A 17168-nucleotide genomic window follows, 5' to 3' on the forward strand; every position below is an offset into this window, starting at 1 on the left:
CGGGCGCAGTTTCGTGCCAACAATGGGGAGAGTATCGATGCCGACATCGCGCCAGTGGCTGCTGAACGGACATCCGCGCGGGCGCGGGATCGAGGATGGCGATTTCCGGCTCGTCGAGACCGATATCGGCGCGCCGGGCGAGGGCGAATTGCTCCTCAGGACGCTCTATCTCGGCTTCGATCCGGCACAGAAGGGCTGGATGGAGAATATCGCCGACTATGTCGCACCGATGGCGATCGGCGACGTGATGCGCGGCAGCGGGATCAGCGAAGTCATCGAGAGCAACCATCCGGGCTTCACGGTCGGTGATCTGGTGATGGGATCGACCGGCTGGACCGAATGGCATCGCTCGACGGGCGAGGGGCTGGTGAAGATCGACACGAAATTGCCGCCGACTGCGATGCTGTCGGTGCTCGGGACCACCGGGGTCACCGCCTATTGCGGGCTGTTCAAGGTCGGGCGGCCGGTGCCGGGCGACACCGTGCTGGTGTCGGGCGCGGCGGGGGCGACGGGATCGGTCGTCGGCCAGCTTGCCAAGATCGCCGGGTGCCGCGCGGTCGGTATCGCGGGGGGCGAGGACAAGTGCCGCTGGCTCGTTGAGGAAGCCGGTTACGACGCGGCGATCGATTATAAGGCCGACAATGTCCGCGGCCAGATCAAGGAACATTGCCCCGGCGGCGTGAATGTCATCTTCGACAATGTCGGGGGCAAGATCCTGAACGACATGCTCGGCGAGATCGCGACCGGCGCGCGTGTCGCGGTGTGCGGCGGGATCAGCCGGTACGAGATGGGAACATTGCCCGCGGGGCCGCAGAATTATTTCAACCTGATCTTCCGCCGCGGCTCGATGGCGGGCTTCATCGTCCTCGACTGGGCGAGCGAGTTTCCCGAGATCCGCAAGCGGCTGGAGGGCTTCGTGCTCGATGGCCGGCTCAACTATCGCGAGGATGTACAGCACGGGTTCGAGAATGCGCCCGACACGCTGAAGCGCCTGTTCAGCGGCCAGAACCGCGGCAAACAACTTTTGAAACTCTGAAGGAGGTCGACATGGGGAGGCTGGCCGGCAAGCGCGCCGTCATCATTGGCGCGGCATCGACGGGAAATATGGCGCAGGTCACCGCGCGACTGTTCGCGCGCGAGGGCGCGACGGTGATGGTTGCGGGGCGCAAGCAAGAACCGTTGGACGCGCTCGCGGGGGAGATCGGCGGCCATGCCGCGATCTGCGACATCACCGACAAGGCGTCGGTCTTCGCGCTCGCCGATGCGGCGAAGGCAAAGATGGGCGGGGTCGACGTCGCGCTGAACGCGAGCGGCTGGGGGCTGCTCAAGCCGCTGCTCGATGTAACCGAGGAGGAGCTGAGCGCCATCGTCGCGCTGCAGTTCACCGGGGTTCATCATTTCCTGCAGGCGTTCGTCGGCGCGATGTTGACGAACGAGCCGCCCGGCGGATCGATCATCCAGATTTCGTCGGCGACGACGCGCTCGCCGATCAGCAATCATGCGGCCTATATCGGCACCAAGACAGGGTCGGAGGCGCTGATCCGCTGCGTAGCCAATGATTTCGGCGCCGCGGGGATACGCGCGAACATCGTGTCGCCGGCCTTTACCGAGTCGCCGATGACCGAGGGTGCGTTCGCGACGCCGGGGTTGGTCGACGCCTTCCTGCCGCGCTATCCGCTCGGGCGGCTCAACACGTCGCAGGATGTCGCCAATGCATGCCTGTGGCTCGCAAGCGATGAGGCGTTCGTGACCGGCGAGAATCTGCAGCCGAACGGCGGGCTGGCGTTGCGGGGGAACCCGCAGGAGGGTGATATTGCTATGGCGGTGGGCGCGGCGATGGCGAAGTTGCAGAAATGAAAATCCTCCCTGTCGCGCAGCGATGGGGAGGGGGACCGCTCGCGTAGCGAGTGGTGGAGGGGCAGCGTCATAGCCCCTCTGTCAGCGCTTCGCGCTGCCACCTCCCCATGGCTTCGCCACAGGGAGGATCTTTTTAGCTGATCTGCCGCTCGCGCCCTTCCCAATAGGGCGCCCGCAATTCGCGTCGCAAAATCTTGCCCGACGGATTGCGCGGTAGCGCCGGGATGAAATCGACCGACTTCGGGCATTTATAGCCCGCGATCCGCTCGCGCGCCCAGCCGATGATCTCGCCTGCCTCGGCGCTCTGGCCCTCGCGCAGCACGACGCACGCCTTCACAGCCTCGCCCCATTTGTCGTCGGGAACGCCGACCACGGCGACGTCGGCGACGGCGGGGTGGCCGTAGATCGCATTCTCGACCTCCGCCGGATAGACATTCTCTCCGCCCGAGATGATCATGTCCTTCACCCGGTCGTGGAGGTAGAAATAGCCGGCCTCGTCGGTGTAGCCGGCGTCGCCGGTGCGCAGCCAGCCGTCGCCGTCGATCGTTTCCGCGGTCGCTTCGGGACGGCCCCAATATTCGCGCATATTCGCCTGCGCGCGGATCGCAATTTCACCGATTTCGCGCGGGGGCAGGGGGTGGCCGTCAGCGTCGATCACTTGCATCTCGACCCCGCGCAAAGGCTTGCCGACCGATCGCATCCGTTCATTGCCCGCCGGGTCGTGATCCTCGGGCGGCAGTGCGGCGATCGTGCCCGACGTTTCGGTCATGCCGTACATCTGGACGAAGCCGCACTGGAACACGTCGATGCATTGGCGCAGCAGGTCGAGCGGGATCGGCGAGGCGCCATAGGCGATGTGGCGGAGGCGCGAGAAATCGACCTCGCGCGCCCGCGGCTGATTGACGATGATCTGCATCGCCGCCGGGACCATGAAGATTTTCGAGATGCCATAGGCCTCGATCAGGTCGAGCACCCCGCCCGGATCGAACTCGCGCGTGATGACGCCGGTCGCACCGTTGGTCATCACGGTGATGCCGTAACCGGTGCCGCCGATGTGGAAGCAAGGCATGGCGACGAGGCCGACGTCGCCTTCGTCCCAGCGTTCCCAGTCGGCCTGCAACGCGGGATCGCGGTCGAGCCTGGAGCGCAGCACCGATCCGTTGGTGAGCACCGCGCCCTTGGGCTTGCCGGTGGTGCCCGAGGTGTACATCTGGATCACCGCGTGATTTTCGCCGCGCGGCACGTCGGGATCGGTGGCGGGGAAGGTGTTGCGCCAGACCTGGTAATCGCCTTCGACGGCGACGACATGTTCGACGCCGGGAAAGGCGGTACGGTTCGTCGCCACTAGCTCGGTGAACTCGGGTCCGACGCAGAGGATGCGGGCGCCGCAATCGTCGATGATCCACGCGATCTCGGGTACTGCGAGCCGCCAGTTGACCGGCGTCATCACGCCGCCAGCTTTGGCGACTGCCATCACCAGTTCGAAATAAAGGTCGCTGTTCTTGCCGAGATAGGCAACGCGGCCGTCGGGTTTAAGTCCAAATGAAATCAGGGCGTTGGCCGCACGATTGCTGTTTTCATCGAACTCTGCGTAGGTCGTTGCGCGACCTTCGAAATGGGACAGGATCTTGTCGGGACGTTCCTGACCATTGCGTCGCGCGACGTCGGCGACACGTTCAAATGCTGCGACCTTCACCGGCCTTCTCTCCCTATGCTGCTCCTAGCGCCTGCCGGTAGAGCATGGAGTCCGCCGCATAGAAATTGCAATGGAATCCCGACGGAACGCGGAAGGGGACTTGGATCGTCGCGACCGGGCCCGCCGCAATGTCGAGCGCGTCGAAGATCGCGAGCTCGCTCGTCGCGGCTCCGGCGCGGTGGACGAGGGTCATCGCATAACCGTCGCCTTCGCCGGCCGATCCCATCTTCGGTGCAAAGATCAGTTCGCCGCACGAGGCGCCGTTGCCGAAGTGGTAATAGTCTTCCGTGCCACTCACCGTGTCGAAGCGCAGCACGCCATCCATCCCCTCGGCGCGGCCGTCGCGGCTGTTGAGGTTGATGTTCGCAAAGCTGTGGCGCGAGGCGCGCGTCATGAAACGGTCGTCTGGACGCGGGAACTGGATGTCGCGGTCGTTGAGCGTCTCTTCCCTGATCCACGTCCCATTGCCATTGGTGCCCGGATCGATTGTCCAGCGACGCAGACTTTGCTGCGTGTCGCCGTGCGTCTTCCTGACCCCGGTTTCGTCGGGGAAGAGCGCGGTGCCATTCGCGGCGGCGACGTCGGCGACGATCTTGCCTTCCTGTTCCCACACATTGAGTTCGTGGAACATATGGCGTGGCTCATAGTCGAACCAGCGAAGGTCGCTCGCCGATCCCTCGCGCGGCATCACGCCGAATTTGGTCGGGCGGCCGTTTACCCAGGCGGTCATCGGGCCGCCCTTCATGAACCGGCCGAGATCGGCGTCGATCGGAATGACGGGGAAGACGACCCAATTCTCGGTCAGGAAGAATGTGTGCATCAATGCGTTGTGCGGCATGTCGATGATCTCGGCCTTGCGCACATTGCCATCGGCGGCGATCACGTCGTACCGCAATTGCGGGGCACCCATCGGGCCGTTGATCGCCATGCCGATGTTGACGAGCTCGCCGGTATAATGGTCGATCTTGGGGTGGGCGGAGAAGGTTGTGGTGATCGCCCCGCCATAATGTTCCTCGCCCAGCGTTTCGAGCGTGCGCGGGTCGAGTTCGACCGCCGGTGCGCCCTCCATCAGCGCGAGCAGCTTGCCGCCATGGACGATGATGTTAGTGTTGGCGGTGTTGTAGCGCTTGCCCTGCACCGACGGATCGGCGGTCATCGGGTTGCCGAACATGCCGAACAGGCGCTTGCCCGCGGCTTTCTCCATCTCGAACTTCTCGGTCCGCACCCAACGGTTGAGCATCGAGGCGCGGCCGCCCTCGATGTGGAAGGCATAGACCATGCCGTCGCCGTCGAACCAGTGATACTCGCCCTCGCGCGTCGGATAGAGCGGCTCGGGGCCGTTGCGGTAAAAGACGCCGACGAGATCCGCGGGGATCTCGCCCTCGACGATCAGGTCGGGCGCGGTGCCTTCGAAGCGCACCGGCTGGTGATGGCCCGACAGATAGGGGTGGTCGAAAAAGGCCTGCGTCATCTGATCCCTCCGATCGTCGGTTAATCCATCAAACAAGGGGCGGTGCAATGCGCCGCCCCTTGTGCTCTTCGGGCCCCCCTTTACGCTCCCGCCGTGCCCGTGGCGGGAGCGCCAGCCGTCAGAATTTGAAGCCCAGCTCGACGCCGTAGGTACGCGGCTGGACTGCCGCGCCGAAGGTGAAGAGGCCGGCCACCGGCAGGGTCGACGACAGACCCTTGTGGTTGGTGAGGTTGCGCCCGAACAGTGCCAGGCTGACTTCGCGCCCTTCGCCGAGGAAATGCGTGTAGCCAAGCTGCGCCGACAGATTTTCGCGATCCTCGGTGAAGCAGCGGTTGTCGTTGACGACATTGCCGGGGATCACCGGGCGGTTCGGTGCGATGCAGGTCACATATTTGCTCTGGTAGCGGAGCAGCGTCGAGGCATCGATGCGGCCCGAGCCGAGTTCCTTGCTGTAGTTCAGCCCCGCCGACCATTGATATTTCGGCGCACGGCGCAGCGTCAGCGTCGACACATCGTCGGGTACGCCGTCGGCGGCGCTGCCCGGGGTCAGACCGACGATGTCGTTGAAGAAGCGGTTATACTGCGCGTCGGTGTAGCTGAACGAGGCGTTGAAGCTGAACTCCTCGGACATCTGCGCGATGATTTCGGCCTCGAAGCCCTTGATGTCAGCCGACGATGCGTTGCGAACCACCGTTTCCTGCGGGCTCGAAGACCCCGGGGGCGACGGCTGCACCACCTCTTCCTGCTTGTTGTTATATTTGGTGTAATAGAAAGCGAGGTTGGTGCGCAGCGTGCGGTCGAGCCAGTCGGCCTTCAGCCCGACTTCATAGGCGTCGACCGTTTCGGGCTGGTACGGCCCGAGCGAGGTCGGCGACGCCGCGCGGCCGTTGAAACCGCCCGAGCGGAAGCCACGCGAGAAGGAGGCGTAGACGAGCTTGCCCGGCTCGATCGTATATTCTGCGTTGGCCCGCCAGGTGAACTTGCCGAAGCTGTCGCTGCCCGAACAGTTATTGGCAGGCGAGTAGACCGGCAGGACGACGCCGGGAGCGGGGCTGAAGGTGCCGGTCACCGCGACGCACGACTGGCCGTCGAAGGTTGGCTGCGTGATCCGGACAAGCGCACCGATGCGGCCGTAGTTGTTGAAGATCGACTTCTTGTCGTCGGTGTAGCGCGCGCCGAGCGAGATCTTGAACTGGTCCGACAGGCTGATCTGCGCGTCGGCGAAGCCCGCGTAGGAGCGTGCGTCATGCTCGACATATTGGCGCAGCACGGCGGTCGATCCCTGGCCGAGCACGACGCCGAAATTGGTCGACTGGTCGAGCGTGTAGCCACTGTCGAAATAATAGCCGCCGACGAGCAGGTTGACCATGTCGAAATCGGCGAGCAGGCGCAGTTCCTGGCTGAACTGGTGATATTTCTGGTCGCGTTTGGTCTCGAAGAAATTGACCGAACTGGCGTCGAAATCCTGCGTCACCGATTCCTTGTTCTTGATGTAACCGGTGACCGACGACAGCGTCAGATTGTCGCTGAGTTCGATGTCGATATTGCCGGTGATGCTGTCGACATCGTTGCGCACCGGCGTGTCGATGCTGCTGTACGTCGTGTACAGCCCGCGCGCGGGCTGGGTCGAGCGGTTGCACTGCGCGACCGGCGAGAAGCCGGGCGCGCCGGGGGCGGCACAGATGATGTCGCGGCCCGTTTCGGACAGCGGCGCGACGATCGTCTCGCCGCGCTCGCGGCTGTGCTGATAGGTGATCTGGGCGGTGATCGCGTCGCTGGGGGTGATCAGCGCGGTGACGCCGCCGGTCAGCGTCTCATAGGCGCCTTCACGCTTGTTCTTGGTGACGTTGAAGTAATAACCGTCGGTCTTGTCATAATAGCCGAAGGCTTTGAGCGCGATGAAGCCGCCGAGCGTGCCGGTGTTGACGACCAGGCGGCCGCGCTTGGTGTCGAAATTGCTGTAGGCGAACTGGCCGCGGACGCCGAAATCGTCGGTCGGCTTGGTGCGCGTGACGTTGATGACGCCGCCGATCGTGTTCCGTCCGAACAGCGTCCCCTGCGGGCCGCGCAGCACTTCGAGCCGTTCGAGGTCGAAGCTGTCGAGCAATTGCCCGGTGTTGGTGCCGATGAACACGCCGTCGACGACGACGCCGACCGCGGGGTCGAAGCTCTTTTCGATATCCTCGAAGCTGATGCCGCGGATCGAGATGGCGGCGGCGCTGGGACCCGCGCCGACCGAATCGACGACGAGGCTGGGGACGCGGCCGGCGATGTCGCGAATGTCGTCGATGGTCGCCGATTCCAGCGCGGTCTGGTCGAGCGCGGTGACCGCGATCGGGATCGACTGGACGCTCTCCTCGCGCTTCTGCGCGGTGACGACGATTTCGCGGAGCGCGCCGCTGTTTTCGTCTTCGACCGGGGCCTCCTGTGCGAAGGCCGGCGTGGCAATGGCTAGTGCGACAAGCGACACGGTCGCGTAGACGGCGGGCAGCATTCGGGCATGCGTGGTCATCGTCAATCCTCCCTCTCGTGCCGACGCATAGGCTCGCCGGTCACGTTAAAGGGAAGGTCTGCTTAATGGCGATTTTGAACAATCATCAAAAATATCAGGCGTGGCACAACGGCAGAAAAGCCCTTGAATCTGGGAGATTCTATTGCCGCTGCGTGGCGCCGCCATCGACGAACAGGCCGTGTCCGGACATGAAACGCGCGTCGTCACTGGCGAGGAAGGCGGCGACGTCGGCGATGTCTTCGGGCTCGCCGAGCCGACCGAGCGACGCCTTGTCGATCCAGCGCTGCCGGAACTCGGGCATCGCCGAAAAGGCGGGGGCGGTCATCGGCGTGGCGATGGCGCCGGGTTGGATGCAATTGACCGTGATGCCGAACGCGCCAACCTCGGCCGCGACCGATTTGGTCATCCCCAGCACCGCATGCTTCGACGCGCTATAGGCGGCCATGCCCGCCTCGCCGAAGCTCGACATCACCGAACCGATCAGGATGATCCGGCCGTGCGGCGAGGCCTTGAGCAAAGGCAGTGCATCGCGCATCAGCCGGAACACCGCGGTGACATTGACCGCCATCATCTGATCGAAGAATTCGTCGCTCGCGCCGTCGAGCATCTGCATCCCGGTGATGCCGGCGCAGGCGACGACGATGTCGAGCTTGCCCAGTCGGGCCTCGGCTTCCGCGACCAGCTTGGCGTTGATCCCCGGCTCGGTCACGTCGGCGCGAATATCGACATCGCCAGCGCGGTCTGTGGTGAGGACGCGCGCGCCGTCGGCCGCCAGCCGCCTCGCGGTGGCGAGGCCTATGCCCGATCCGGCACCCGTGACGAGCGCGGCGCGGTCTTCGAGGCGCTCCGCCATCAGAGCGAGCTGCCGCCATCGATCCGGAACTCGGCTCCGGTCGCGAAGGAGGACTCGTCGGACGCGAGATAAAGGACGATCGACGAAACCTCTTCGGGCCTGCCGAGCCTGCCGACGGGATGCGTGGCGACGAAACCGGCGTAGAGCGCTTCGGGGTTGTCGACCTGCGCCATTACCTTGTCGATCATCGCGGTGTGGATCGCACCCGGATGTACAGAGTTGCAGCGGATGCCATAGCCTTTGGCAGCGTAATGAAGCGCGACCGACTTGGTGAGGTGGGTGACCGCCGCCTTGGCCGCATTATAGCCGGCGAGGTCGGCCTGCGCGCGGACGCCGCACATCGACGACATGTTGATCACCGAACCGCCATGGTCCTTCATCTTCGGAATGACATGCTTGCAGCCGAGGAATACCCCGTCGACATCGACGGCGAATTCGTGGCGAAAGGCCTCAAGCGTCAGGTCCTCGATCGACCCCATGGTGGTGATGCCGGCGTTGTTGACGAGGATGTCGATCCGGTCGCAGGTGCCGAGCGCGGCAAGCCATTCGCCTTCGTCCGACACGTCGAGCTTCACGAAGCGCTGGCCGAGTTCGGCGGCGAGCGCTTCGCCCGCTGCGACGTCGATGTCGGCGATGACGACGCTCGCGCCCTCCGCAACGAAGCGGCGGACGATATCGAGCCCCAGCCCCGATGCGCCGCCGGTGACGAACGCGATCTTGCCCGCGATGCGGCCTTGCCCTGCCATCCTGACCTCCCTCTTTTTGTTACGGCACTATCATGCCGGCGACGGGGCGAGGGGACTAGTTATTGCGCTAGGTGCGGCGGACGCGCTGTCGGTTCCACATCGTGCCGGGACAGGAGAGGCGGCATGACGGACAGCTGGGACTATATCGTCGTGGGAGCAGGTTCGGCGGGATGCGTCGTCGCCGAGCAATTGAGCGCCGATCCGCAGATCCGCGTGCTGTTGCTCGAGGCGGGCGGCCGCAACGACAGCCGCTGGGTCGCGATCCCCAAGGGCGTCGCGAAGCTCGTCACCAACCCCGACCATATCTGGGCCTATGGCGTGTCGCAGCCGCGCGGCGACGGCGCGGCGCCCAGCGAGGTGTGGATCCGCGGCAAGGGGCTGGGCGGATCGTCGGCGGTCAACGGCATGATCTGGAGCCGCGGCGAGCCCGCCGATTATGACGAGTGGGAAAGGCTCGGCTGCACCGGCTGGAATGGCGACGCGATGACCGAGGCGTTTCGCAGCCTTGAGGATCATGGCCTCGGCGCGAGCGAAATGCGCGGGGCGGGCGGCCCGGTGGGGGTGGCGCCCAAGATCCACAGCTATCCGCTCGCCGAAACGATGGTGCAGGCGGGGGTCGAGATGGGGCTGAAGCCGGTCGACGACCTTAACGGATCGACGTCCGATCGCGTCGGTTTCTATTCGCACAATGTCCGGCGCGGGCGGCGCGAGAGCGCGGCGACGACCTTTTTGGCACGGGCGAAAAAGCGGCCGAACCTGAATGTCGTGACGCATGCGATGGCCGAGCGGCTGATGATCGAGAACGGACGGGTGACCGGGGTCGAGGCGAAGGTCGCGGGCCAGCCGCAACGTTTCCACTGTCACGGCGAAGTGATCGTCGCGGGCGGGACGCTGGAAAGTCCCTTGCTGCTCCAGCGCTCGGGCATCGGGCCGGCCGATGTGATGCGCGCGGCCGGGGTCGAACCCGTGATCGACGCGCCCGACGTCGGCGGGCGGCTGCGCGAGCATCTCGGCTTTTCGATGCCGCACCGCCTGTCGCGCGATGTCGGCAGCAACCGCAGCTTCTTCGGCGTCGGACTGATGCGCGCGATGGCGCAATATATGCTGACGCGCGGCGGGATCATGGCGACCGGGCCGTTCGAGGTCGGCGCCTTCCTCAACCTCACCAGCCGCGACCTGCGTCCCGACCTGCAACTCTACCTCGGCGGCTACACCTTTGCGCTGGGCGACGAAAAGCACCCGGTGCCGCTGAACAGCATCGATCGCAAACCCGGCATGACCATCTATGGCCAGCTCCTCCGCCTGACGAGCGAGGGAAGCATCCATATCACCGGACCGGGCAGCGACGCCCCCGCCGATATCAAGCCCAACTGGCTGTCGACGCGCGAGGACGAGCGCACCGCCATCGCGGCGGTCCACGCGATGCGCCGCTACATGGCGCAGCCGGCGCTCGCCGATCTGGTCGAAAGCGAACTGCTGCCCGGCGCCGCGGTGCAGAGCGACGCCGAAATCCTCGCCGCCTTCCGCCGCCTCGCGACCTGCGGGCTGCACGGAGTGGGGACCTGCCGGATGGGCAGCGACAATCGCGCGGTCACCGATGCGCGGCTGCGCGTCAACGGCGTCGGGGGGCTGCGCGTCGTCGATTGCTCGGTGATGCCGTCAACGGTGACGGGCAACACCAATGCGCCCGCGATGGCGCTGGCGCTGCGCGCGGCCGAGCTGATCCGCGAGGACCGGCGGCGGTTGCGGGCGGTGGCCTAGGCCGCCTCGCGCTCCTTGATCCAGCCGATCCCGCGACGCAGCAGGTCGTAAAAGACCGGAAGGTCCCAGGCGCAGCGGTCGACCGTCGGCCACCAGTCCATCATTGGCTGCAGGTCGTAATGCCCCCGGCAATGGCCGAGGGTGAGGTAGAGTACTGCGCCTGCGCCATGCCGCTTGATGTAGAAGACGGGGTAGGTGCCGGGGGCATCTTCAGCTTCAACGAAGCCGGTGCCGGGGCCTGTGCATTCGGTGTCGAGCAGCACATGCAGGTCGCCATGTGTTTCGAGGTGATAGAGTTCGTCGGTGGTCTCGAACGGTTCGATGCCTTTGGTGAGCTGATGATCGGGGTCGACGACGCGAACCGTATAGGGTTCGATCGCCGGGTGCGTGATGAACTGCGAACCCAGAAGGTCCATCATCAGCGGCGCCCAGCGGGGGGCGTTCCACAGGCCGGTGTCGAGTAGACGCAGAATCGAGTTGGTGCCGTGAAGGGCGTACCAGCGCCCGCCTTTCGCCAGCCAGTCGCGGAGCGCTTCCTGCGCCGGCAGCGACGGCGTGACGTCGCAGGTGTAGGTGATCAGGATGTCGGCAGCGGCGATCGCGTCGATATTGTCGTAATTCTCGAACACCCGCGTGCGCACGCGCTCGTCCTCGGCCAGCAGCTTCAAGAGCTCGAGCCGCGCGAAATCCATGTCGTGCCACACGCCGCCGCAGATCAGCACGCAGTTGATGCGGGGCGGATGTTCGCTGTCGCTCATCGTCGGTCCTCTCCTCTATTATGGTGCCATCATGCGGGGGCGCTCCCGCCGCGTCACCTTGCTCAAATGATAGGTTCCCCATGCCCATGAAGCTGGCAAGAGGGCAGGCGAGAGGAGAGGCGCGATGCAGCAACGACTGCGAGGCAAGGTCGCTTTGGTGACCGGCGGAACGAGCGGGATCGGCGCGGCGGCGGTGGCACGGCTGGCGGGCGAGGGCGCGAAGGTCATCTTCACTGGCTCGAACGCCGAGGCTGCCGCGAAGGTCGAGTCCGGCACCGGCGCCGTCTTTCGCACCCACAGGGTCGAGGATGCCGCCGCCTGGCCCGCGCTGACCGCCGAGATCGAGGCCGAATATGGCCGGCTCGACATCGCCTTCGCCAATGCCGGGACCGAAGCGGGCGATGCGAGCGTCGAGGATATCGACATCGACGCCTGGAACCATATTGTCGGGGTGAACCAGACCGGGGTGATGCTGACCGTCCAGCATGCGATCCGTGCGATGGCCCGCAATCCCGACGGGCCGGCAGGATCGATCATCGTCAATTCGTCGATGAATGCGCACCGCGCGATGGGCAATTATGCGGCCTATTCGGTGACCAAGGCGGCGGTGGTCGCGCTCGTCAAGTCGGCGGCGATCCACTGCGCGGGCAAGGGATATAAAATCCGCGTCAACGCGGTGCTGCCCGGCGTGGTCGAAACCGACATGATTCGCGGCGTCATCGACCGGTCGCCCGATCCCGCCGCCGCGCGCGCGGCGTTCGAGGGGATGGCGCCGATGAAGCGCATGGCGCAGCTCGATGAGGTGAGCGCGCTGGTCGCCTTCCTCGCCAGCGACGAAGCGGCGTTTATTTCGGGCGCCGACTATGTGATCGACGGCGCGACGACCGCCGGCATGATGGGCGTTTAACGGCCTCAGCTCCGCTCGATCCGGTACAGGCCGCGATGCTCGCGTGGTTCACTGCGTTCATATTGCGACGGCACCGCGATCGTCGCGCCGAGTACCGCGGCGGCGTGCCAGGGCCAGCGCGGATCATAGAGCGCAGCGCGCGCGATCGCGACCGCGTCGGCATCGCCATCGGCGACGATCGCTTCGGCCTGCGCCGCATCGGTGATCAGGCCGACCGCGATGACCGGCATCGAGACCGCTTGTTTCACCTGCCGCGCCAGCGGGACCTGGTAGCCCGGTGACAGCGCGATCTGCTGCGCCGGGTGCAGCCCGCCGCTCGACACGTTGATCCCCGCGCCGCCGCGCGCTTCGAGCGCCTGCGCGAAGGCGACCGTTTCCTCGATCGTCCAGCCGCCATCGACCCAATCGGTTCCCGATACGCGGACGGTGACCGGCCCGGCGAAGGCCGCGCGCACCGCATCGAAGACCTCGAGCGGGAAGCGCATCCGGTTTTCGAGGCTGCCGCCATAGGAATCGTCGCGGCGGTTCGACAGCGGCGACAGGAATTGGTGGAGCAGATAGCCATGCGCGGCGTGGAGCTGGACCGCGTCGATACCAAGCCGCGCCGCGCGGGCGGCGGCGTCGGTGAAGGCGGTGCGAATGCGGTCGAGTCCGGCCGCATCCAATGCAGCCGGCGGGTTTTCGCTGTCGAGGAACGGGATCGCCGACGGTGCCACGGTCTGCCATCCGTTCGCGGCATCGGGGGCGATCTGGCCGCCGCCGTCCCAAGGCTTTGCCGTGCTCGCCTTGCGGCCGGCGTGGGCGAGCTGGATCGCGATCGGCATGTCCGAAAATGACCGGATCGTCGTCAGCACGCGCGCCATCGCCGCCTCGGTCGCATCGTCGTAAAGCCCGACATCGGCGTAGGAAATGCGGCCTTCGGGCGACACCGCCGTCGCCTCGATCGTCAGCGCGCCCGCGCCCGATATCGCGAGCTGGCCGAGGTGCATCAGGTGCCAGTCGGTCATCCGCCCGTCTTCGGCCGAATATTGGCACATCGGCGCAATCACGATGCGGTTGGCGAGGGTCATTGCGCCGACGTCGATCGGTTCGAACAAGCGTGCCATCATGCCTCCTTGGGTCGTTGCCTGCTATGTATCGCCGGTTGCGATCATGCACCTCACAGATTTGAGGCTTGCCCGGAAGGCGCAAGGGAACGCCGCATAAAAAAGGGCGGACCCGCGGGCCCGCCCTTTCTTGTTCGTCTTTTCGTTTTCGACGATCAGTCGAGCTTGAAGCGGAAGCCGACGCGGTACGTCCGTCCGAGCAGATCCGAGAAGCTGCTGTTCGCGGCCAGCCCGGTTTCGGGCAGGAGAAGCGGGTTGGCGTCGAACAGGTTGGTGACGTTGAAGAACAGTTCGGCTTCCGATGCGGTGCCGACCTTGATCTTCTGCGTAAGGTTGAGGTCGACGTAGAAGGTGCCCTTCACATGGTTGTCGGCATAGGTCGGGAACTGGCTGGACGATGTCGGGCACCCGCTGGTGCATTCGATCGCATTGGCCAGATATTTGCCCGAGCTGACGCCGCGGCCGGTCACCGTGCCCGAGAAGCTCGGGGTCGAGTAATTCAGGTTGGCGCGGAAGATCCACTTGGGCGTGCTCGCCTGGCCGCCGTTCGCGCCCACCGTGTTCACCGGCGTCGTGCCGGCGATGCCGGTTTCTGCCAGATTCTCGATGTAACGGGTCGCGGTGCCCTTCAGCGTGATGCTGCTCGCCTCGCCCACGGGGATGCGATAGGCGGCGTCGAAGTCGATGCCGCGCACCAGCCGGCGCACATAGTTGAACGGCTGGGTACGGATCAGCAGATAGGGCGTGGTCGGGGTCGAGCGAACCGGATCGGTGCTGATCGCGTCGCAGAAGGCCTGAACGCCTTCGTTGCAGCGGTTCACCACTTCCTGCGCGCTGATCGAGTCGATCGCATCCTCGAGATCGATGCGGAAATAATCGACCGACGCCTGGAAGCCCGGCAGGAAGCGCGGGGTCACCACGCCGCCGATGTTCCACGAATCCGCCTTTTCGGGCTGGAGCGCCGGATTGCCCGTCGTCAGGCCCGAATAGGGGAAGAATTGCGGGCCATTGGCGAGGTCCGGGGTGAAGGCGGGGTTGCGCACCGAATCGCTGTTCGCGGTGCCGGCCTGGAACAGTTCGTTCAAATTGGGTGCGCGGATATCGCGCGAGCGCGTCACGCGCAGGCGGATATCGTCGATCGGGGCCCAGGTCGCGCCGAGTTTCCACGTCGTGACATAGCCCGAGGTCGAATAGTCGGTCGCGCGCACCGCGCCGTTGAACTCGAGGCCGAACCCAAGCGGGATCAGCGTTTCGAGATAGGCTTCCTTCACATTATAGCTGCCCTTGAACGGCAGATAGTTGCCGACCGACCAGCGGTTCGACGTCGTCCCGTTGGGGTTGATGATCGGCTGGAACTCCGCCGGGACGGTACCGCGGATCTTTTCCTCGCGATATTCGCCGCCGATCGCGATGCTGACGTCGCCCGCCCAGGTGGCGAAGGGGGTCAGCGACAGGTTGGCGCCGGTGACATATTGTTCGAGCACCTGCTTGCGATAGGGGTCGCCGAGCACATAGTCGATCGCCGCCGGGTCGGCGACACCGATGCCCAGGCGGTTGAGCGGCACGCAGCTCGGGTCGTTGTTGGTGGTGTCGGCGTCGAGGTTGATCAGGCACTGGATCGACCCGACGGCATAGCCGCCGGCGTTGCCGGCCGGCGCGAAGGCGGCATTCGTCGCATTGGCCATCCTAGTGACGTGCATGATGTTGCGAAGCTGTTCGCGCACGTCCGAGCGGCCGTATTGACCGTAGATGTCCCAGCGTGCCGCCTTGCCGAACGCATCGAACTCGCCCTCGGCGCCGATGACATAGCGCTGGACCTGGCGCTTGTTGTTGATCCCGCGGAAGGGCAGGTCGGCGGCCGTCGTGGTGATGCTGACGCTGGTAACGCCGGCCAGGCGCGCGGCACCGAGCGTCTGCAGCGCGAAGGCGTTACAGGTGATCGGGGTCGGGACAACCGTACAGCCGGTGGTGTTGAGCGTCGCCGAACCGAGGTTCGGACCGGCGTTGAAGAAGACTTCCTGCTTGTTGAACGAGCCTTCGGCGAACAGCGTGACGCCGTCAGAAACGTCGAAGCTGGCGCGGCCGTAGAAGCCGTAGCGGTCGTCCTTCGGCGCAAGGCCGATGCGACGGCCCGAATCGTTGAGACGCCAGTCGCCGCCGACGGTGCGGGTGACCGCCGCCGCGCCGCCGAGAACCGGCGAGTTGAACGAGCCATATTGATAGGGGATGACTTGGCCATTCTGACCGAAATAGAGGCCGCGCAGTGAATTGGCGGTGGCCCCCGCCGAACCGGTGATGAAGCCGCCGGGTGCCTGGTTCGTCTGGCCGGCGTTCTGGTAGAAGGTGATGAAGGCCGGCTGGCCGTTGGTTGCGGTATAGGCGGGGTTGGCAAAGGCCAGATAGCCCTTGTGGTTCCACGGCCGATCTTTCGGGTCGACCTCGTAAATGCCGTCCTGATGCGCGATCTCTGCGTTGAAGACGACATGGCCGCGACCGTCGGCGAACGACTTGCCGCCCGCGATGCTGCCCGAATAGTTGAAGCCGTCGCCGACATGGGTGACGCCGATGTCGCCGGTGATCCGCAGCCCCTCAAGCTTCTTGTTGAGGATGAAGTTGACCACGCCGGTGACGGCGTCCGAACCATAAGCCGAAGAGGCGCCGCCGGTGACCAGCTCGACGCGTTCGATCAGCGCCTGCGGGATCGTGTTGATGTCGACCCAGCCGAAGATCGTCGACCCGACCGAGCGGCGACCGTCGATGAGGACGAGCACGCGGTTCTCACCGAGATTGCGCAGGTTGAGCGCGTTGACGCCCGCCGAACCGTTGGAGATGTTGAGGCGCGAGTTCGCCGGCTTGGTCGAGCCCGCGAGTTGCGGCAGCTGGTTGACGAAGTCGGCGATATTGTTCGACGGCGAGGTGTTCTGGATATCTTCCTGCGTCAGCACGATGACCGGGGTCGGCGCCTGGAACCCGTCGCGTGCGATGCGCGAACCGGTGACGACGATCTGGTCGCCGGATGCGGCTTCGCTGCTGTCGGCGGGCGCGGCGGCCTCCTGCGCGAGCGCGGGTGCGCTGTGCACGAGGGCCAGAGCCGTCATGGCGGCGCCGAAGCGGCCCAGCGGCCGGCGAATTTGTCCAAAATCACGCATTTACAGAGTCCCCTTATACCGAGGGCCCAGCCGCACGCCGCCCTTGTGCGTGCCCCGGCATGCTGCGCCGGGTTGGCTTGCCCACTTTGTCCCACCTGGTCACCTGGCGGGTATTTTTCCCGCCATCTTATGTTTTTGGTGATAATCGTCCTGCCGGCCCGGCTATCGCCACATATCAAGGCGCGGGGACAGCCGGTTCCATGACAGCGAGGTTACAGGGTGGCCGCAGACCGTCAACCGCTTCGCGGCTAACCCGGCTATATGGACATATAGCCCGAGGGAATAGTACCGCTGGAATCGCCGAAAATGCGGTGCGGATAGCTTGCAGTTATAGGCGGTGGCCCGCTTGCTA

The 17168-nt window shown here is 65.2% G+C and carries 12 protein-coding genes; 4 read left to right on the forward strand and 8 right to left on the reverse strand.

Translation table 11 applies throughout. The features are described from left to right. Nucleotides 1–37: 37 nt before the first annotated feature. Nucleotides 38–1036, forward strand: coding sequence for an NADP-dependent oxidoreductase (locus B1A78_RS01630; protein WP_077145305.1), 999 nt, complete (start codon nucleotides 38–40; stop codon nucleotides 1034–1036). Between the two features lie 11 nt (nucleotides 1037–1047). Further along, nucleotides 1048–1857 carry an SDR family NAD(P)-dependent oxidoreductase gene (locus tag B1A78_RS01635; protein WP_077145306.1) on the forward strand — a complete coding sequence of 270 codons (810 nt, stop codon included), beginning with the start codon at nucleotides 1048–1050 and terminating at the stop codon, nucleotides 1855–1857. Nucleotides 1858–1990: 133 nt separating this feature from the next. Here B1A78_RS01635 and B1A78_RS01640 read toward each other — a convergent pair whose 3' ends face one another. The 5 genes from B1A78_RS01640 to B1A78_RS01660 form a co-directional block, all read right to left on the reverse strand. Further along, nucleotides 1991–3553, reverse strand: coding sequence for a fatty acid--CoA ligase (locus tag B1A78_RS01640; RefSeq protein WP_077145307.1), 1563 nt, complete (start codon nucleotides 3551–3553; stop codon nucleotides 1991–1993). Nucleotides 3554–3566: 13 nt separating this feature from the next. Continuing rightward, nucleotides 3567–5024: a carotenoid oxygenase family protein gene (locus tag B1A78_RS01645; RefSeq protein WP_077145308.1), complete on the reverse strand. Its 1458-nt coding sequence runs from the start codon at nucleotides 5022–5024 to the stop codon at nucleotides 3567–3569. Between the two features lie 118 nt (nucleotides 5025–5142). Beyond that, nucleotides 5143–7536 (reverse strand): TonB-dependent receptor, encoded by a 2394-nt coding sequence (locus tag B1A78_RS01650; protein WP_083733718.1) that lies wholly within the window; start codon nucleotides 7534–7536, stop codon nucleotides 5143–5145. Between the two features lie 139 nt (nucleotides 7537–7675). After that, nucleotides 7676–8389, reverse strand: coding sequence for an SDR family NAD(P)-dependent oxidoreductase (locus B1A78_RS01655; RefSeq protein WP_077145310.1), 714 nt, complete (start codon nucleotides 8387–8389; stop codon nucleotides 7676–7678). Further along, nucleotides 8389–9135 (reverse strand): glucose 1-dehydrogenase, encoded by a 747-nt coding sequence (locus B1A78_RS01660; RefSeq protein WP_077145311.1) that lies wholly within the window; start codon nucleotides 9133–9135, stop codon nucleotides 8389–8391. The genes B1A78_RS01655 and B1A78_RS01660 overlap by 1 nt, the downstream gene beginning before the upstream one ends. A gap of 123 nt (nucleotides 9136–9258) precedes the next feature. On the opposite strand from B1A78_RS01660, the gene B1A78_RS01665 reads away from it, so the two are divergent. Further along, nucleotides 9259–10896, forward strand: coding sequence for a GMC family oxidoreductase (locus B1A78_RS01665; protein WP_077145312.1), 1638 nt, complete (start codon nucleotides 9259–9261; stop codon nucleotides 10894–10896). On the opposite strand, the gene B1A78_RS01670 is transcribed toward B1A78_RS01665, so the two are convergent. Next, nucleotides 10893–11654: a ThuA domain-containing protein gene (locus tag B1A78_RS01670; protein WP_077145313.1), complete on the reverse strand. Its 762-nt coding sequence runs from the start codon at nucleotides 11652–11654 to the stop codon at nucleotides 10893–10895. The genes B1A78_RS01665 and B1A78_RS01670 overlap by 4 nt on opposite strands. A gap of 124 nt (nucleotides 11655–11778) precedes the next feature. Here B1A78_RS01670 and B1A78_RS01675 point away from each other — a divergent pair, with 124 nt between their 5' ends. Beyond that, nucleotides 11779–12561, forward strand: coding sequence for an SDR family NAD(P)-dependent oxidoreductase (locus B1A78_RS01675; protein WP_077145314.1), 783 nt, complete (start codon nucleotides 11779–11781; stop codon nucleotides 12559–12561). Between the two features lie 5 nt (nucleotides 12562–12566). On the opposite strand, the gene B1A78_RS01680 is transcribed toward B1A78_RS01675, so the two are convergent. Continuing rightward, nucleotides 12567–13667, reverse strand: coding sequence for an NADH:flavin oxidoreductase/NADH oxidase (locus B1A78_RS01680; RefSeq protein WP_077145315.1), 1101 nt, complete (start codon nucleotides 13665–13667; stop codon nucleotides 12567–12569). A gap of 155 nt (nucleotides 13668–13822) precedes the next feature. Then, nucleotides 13823–16765 (reverse strand): TonB-dependent siderophore receptor, encoded by a 2943-nt coding sequence (locus B1A78_RS01685; RefSeq protein ID WP_256837397.1) that lies wholly within the window; start codon nucleotides 16763–16765, stop codon nucleotides 13823–13825. Nucleotides 16766–17168 lie beyond the last annotated feature (403 nt).

The organism is Sphingopyxis sp. KK2, assembly GCF_001990265.1.
In the GTDB taxonomy this organism is placed as follows: Bacteria; Pseudomonadota; Alphaproteobacteria; order Sphingomonadales; family Sphingomonadaceae; genus Sphingopyxis.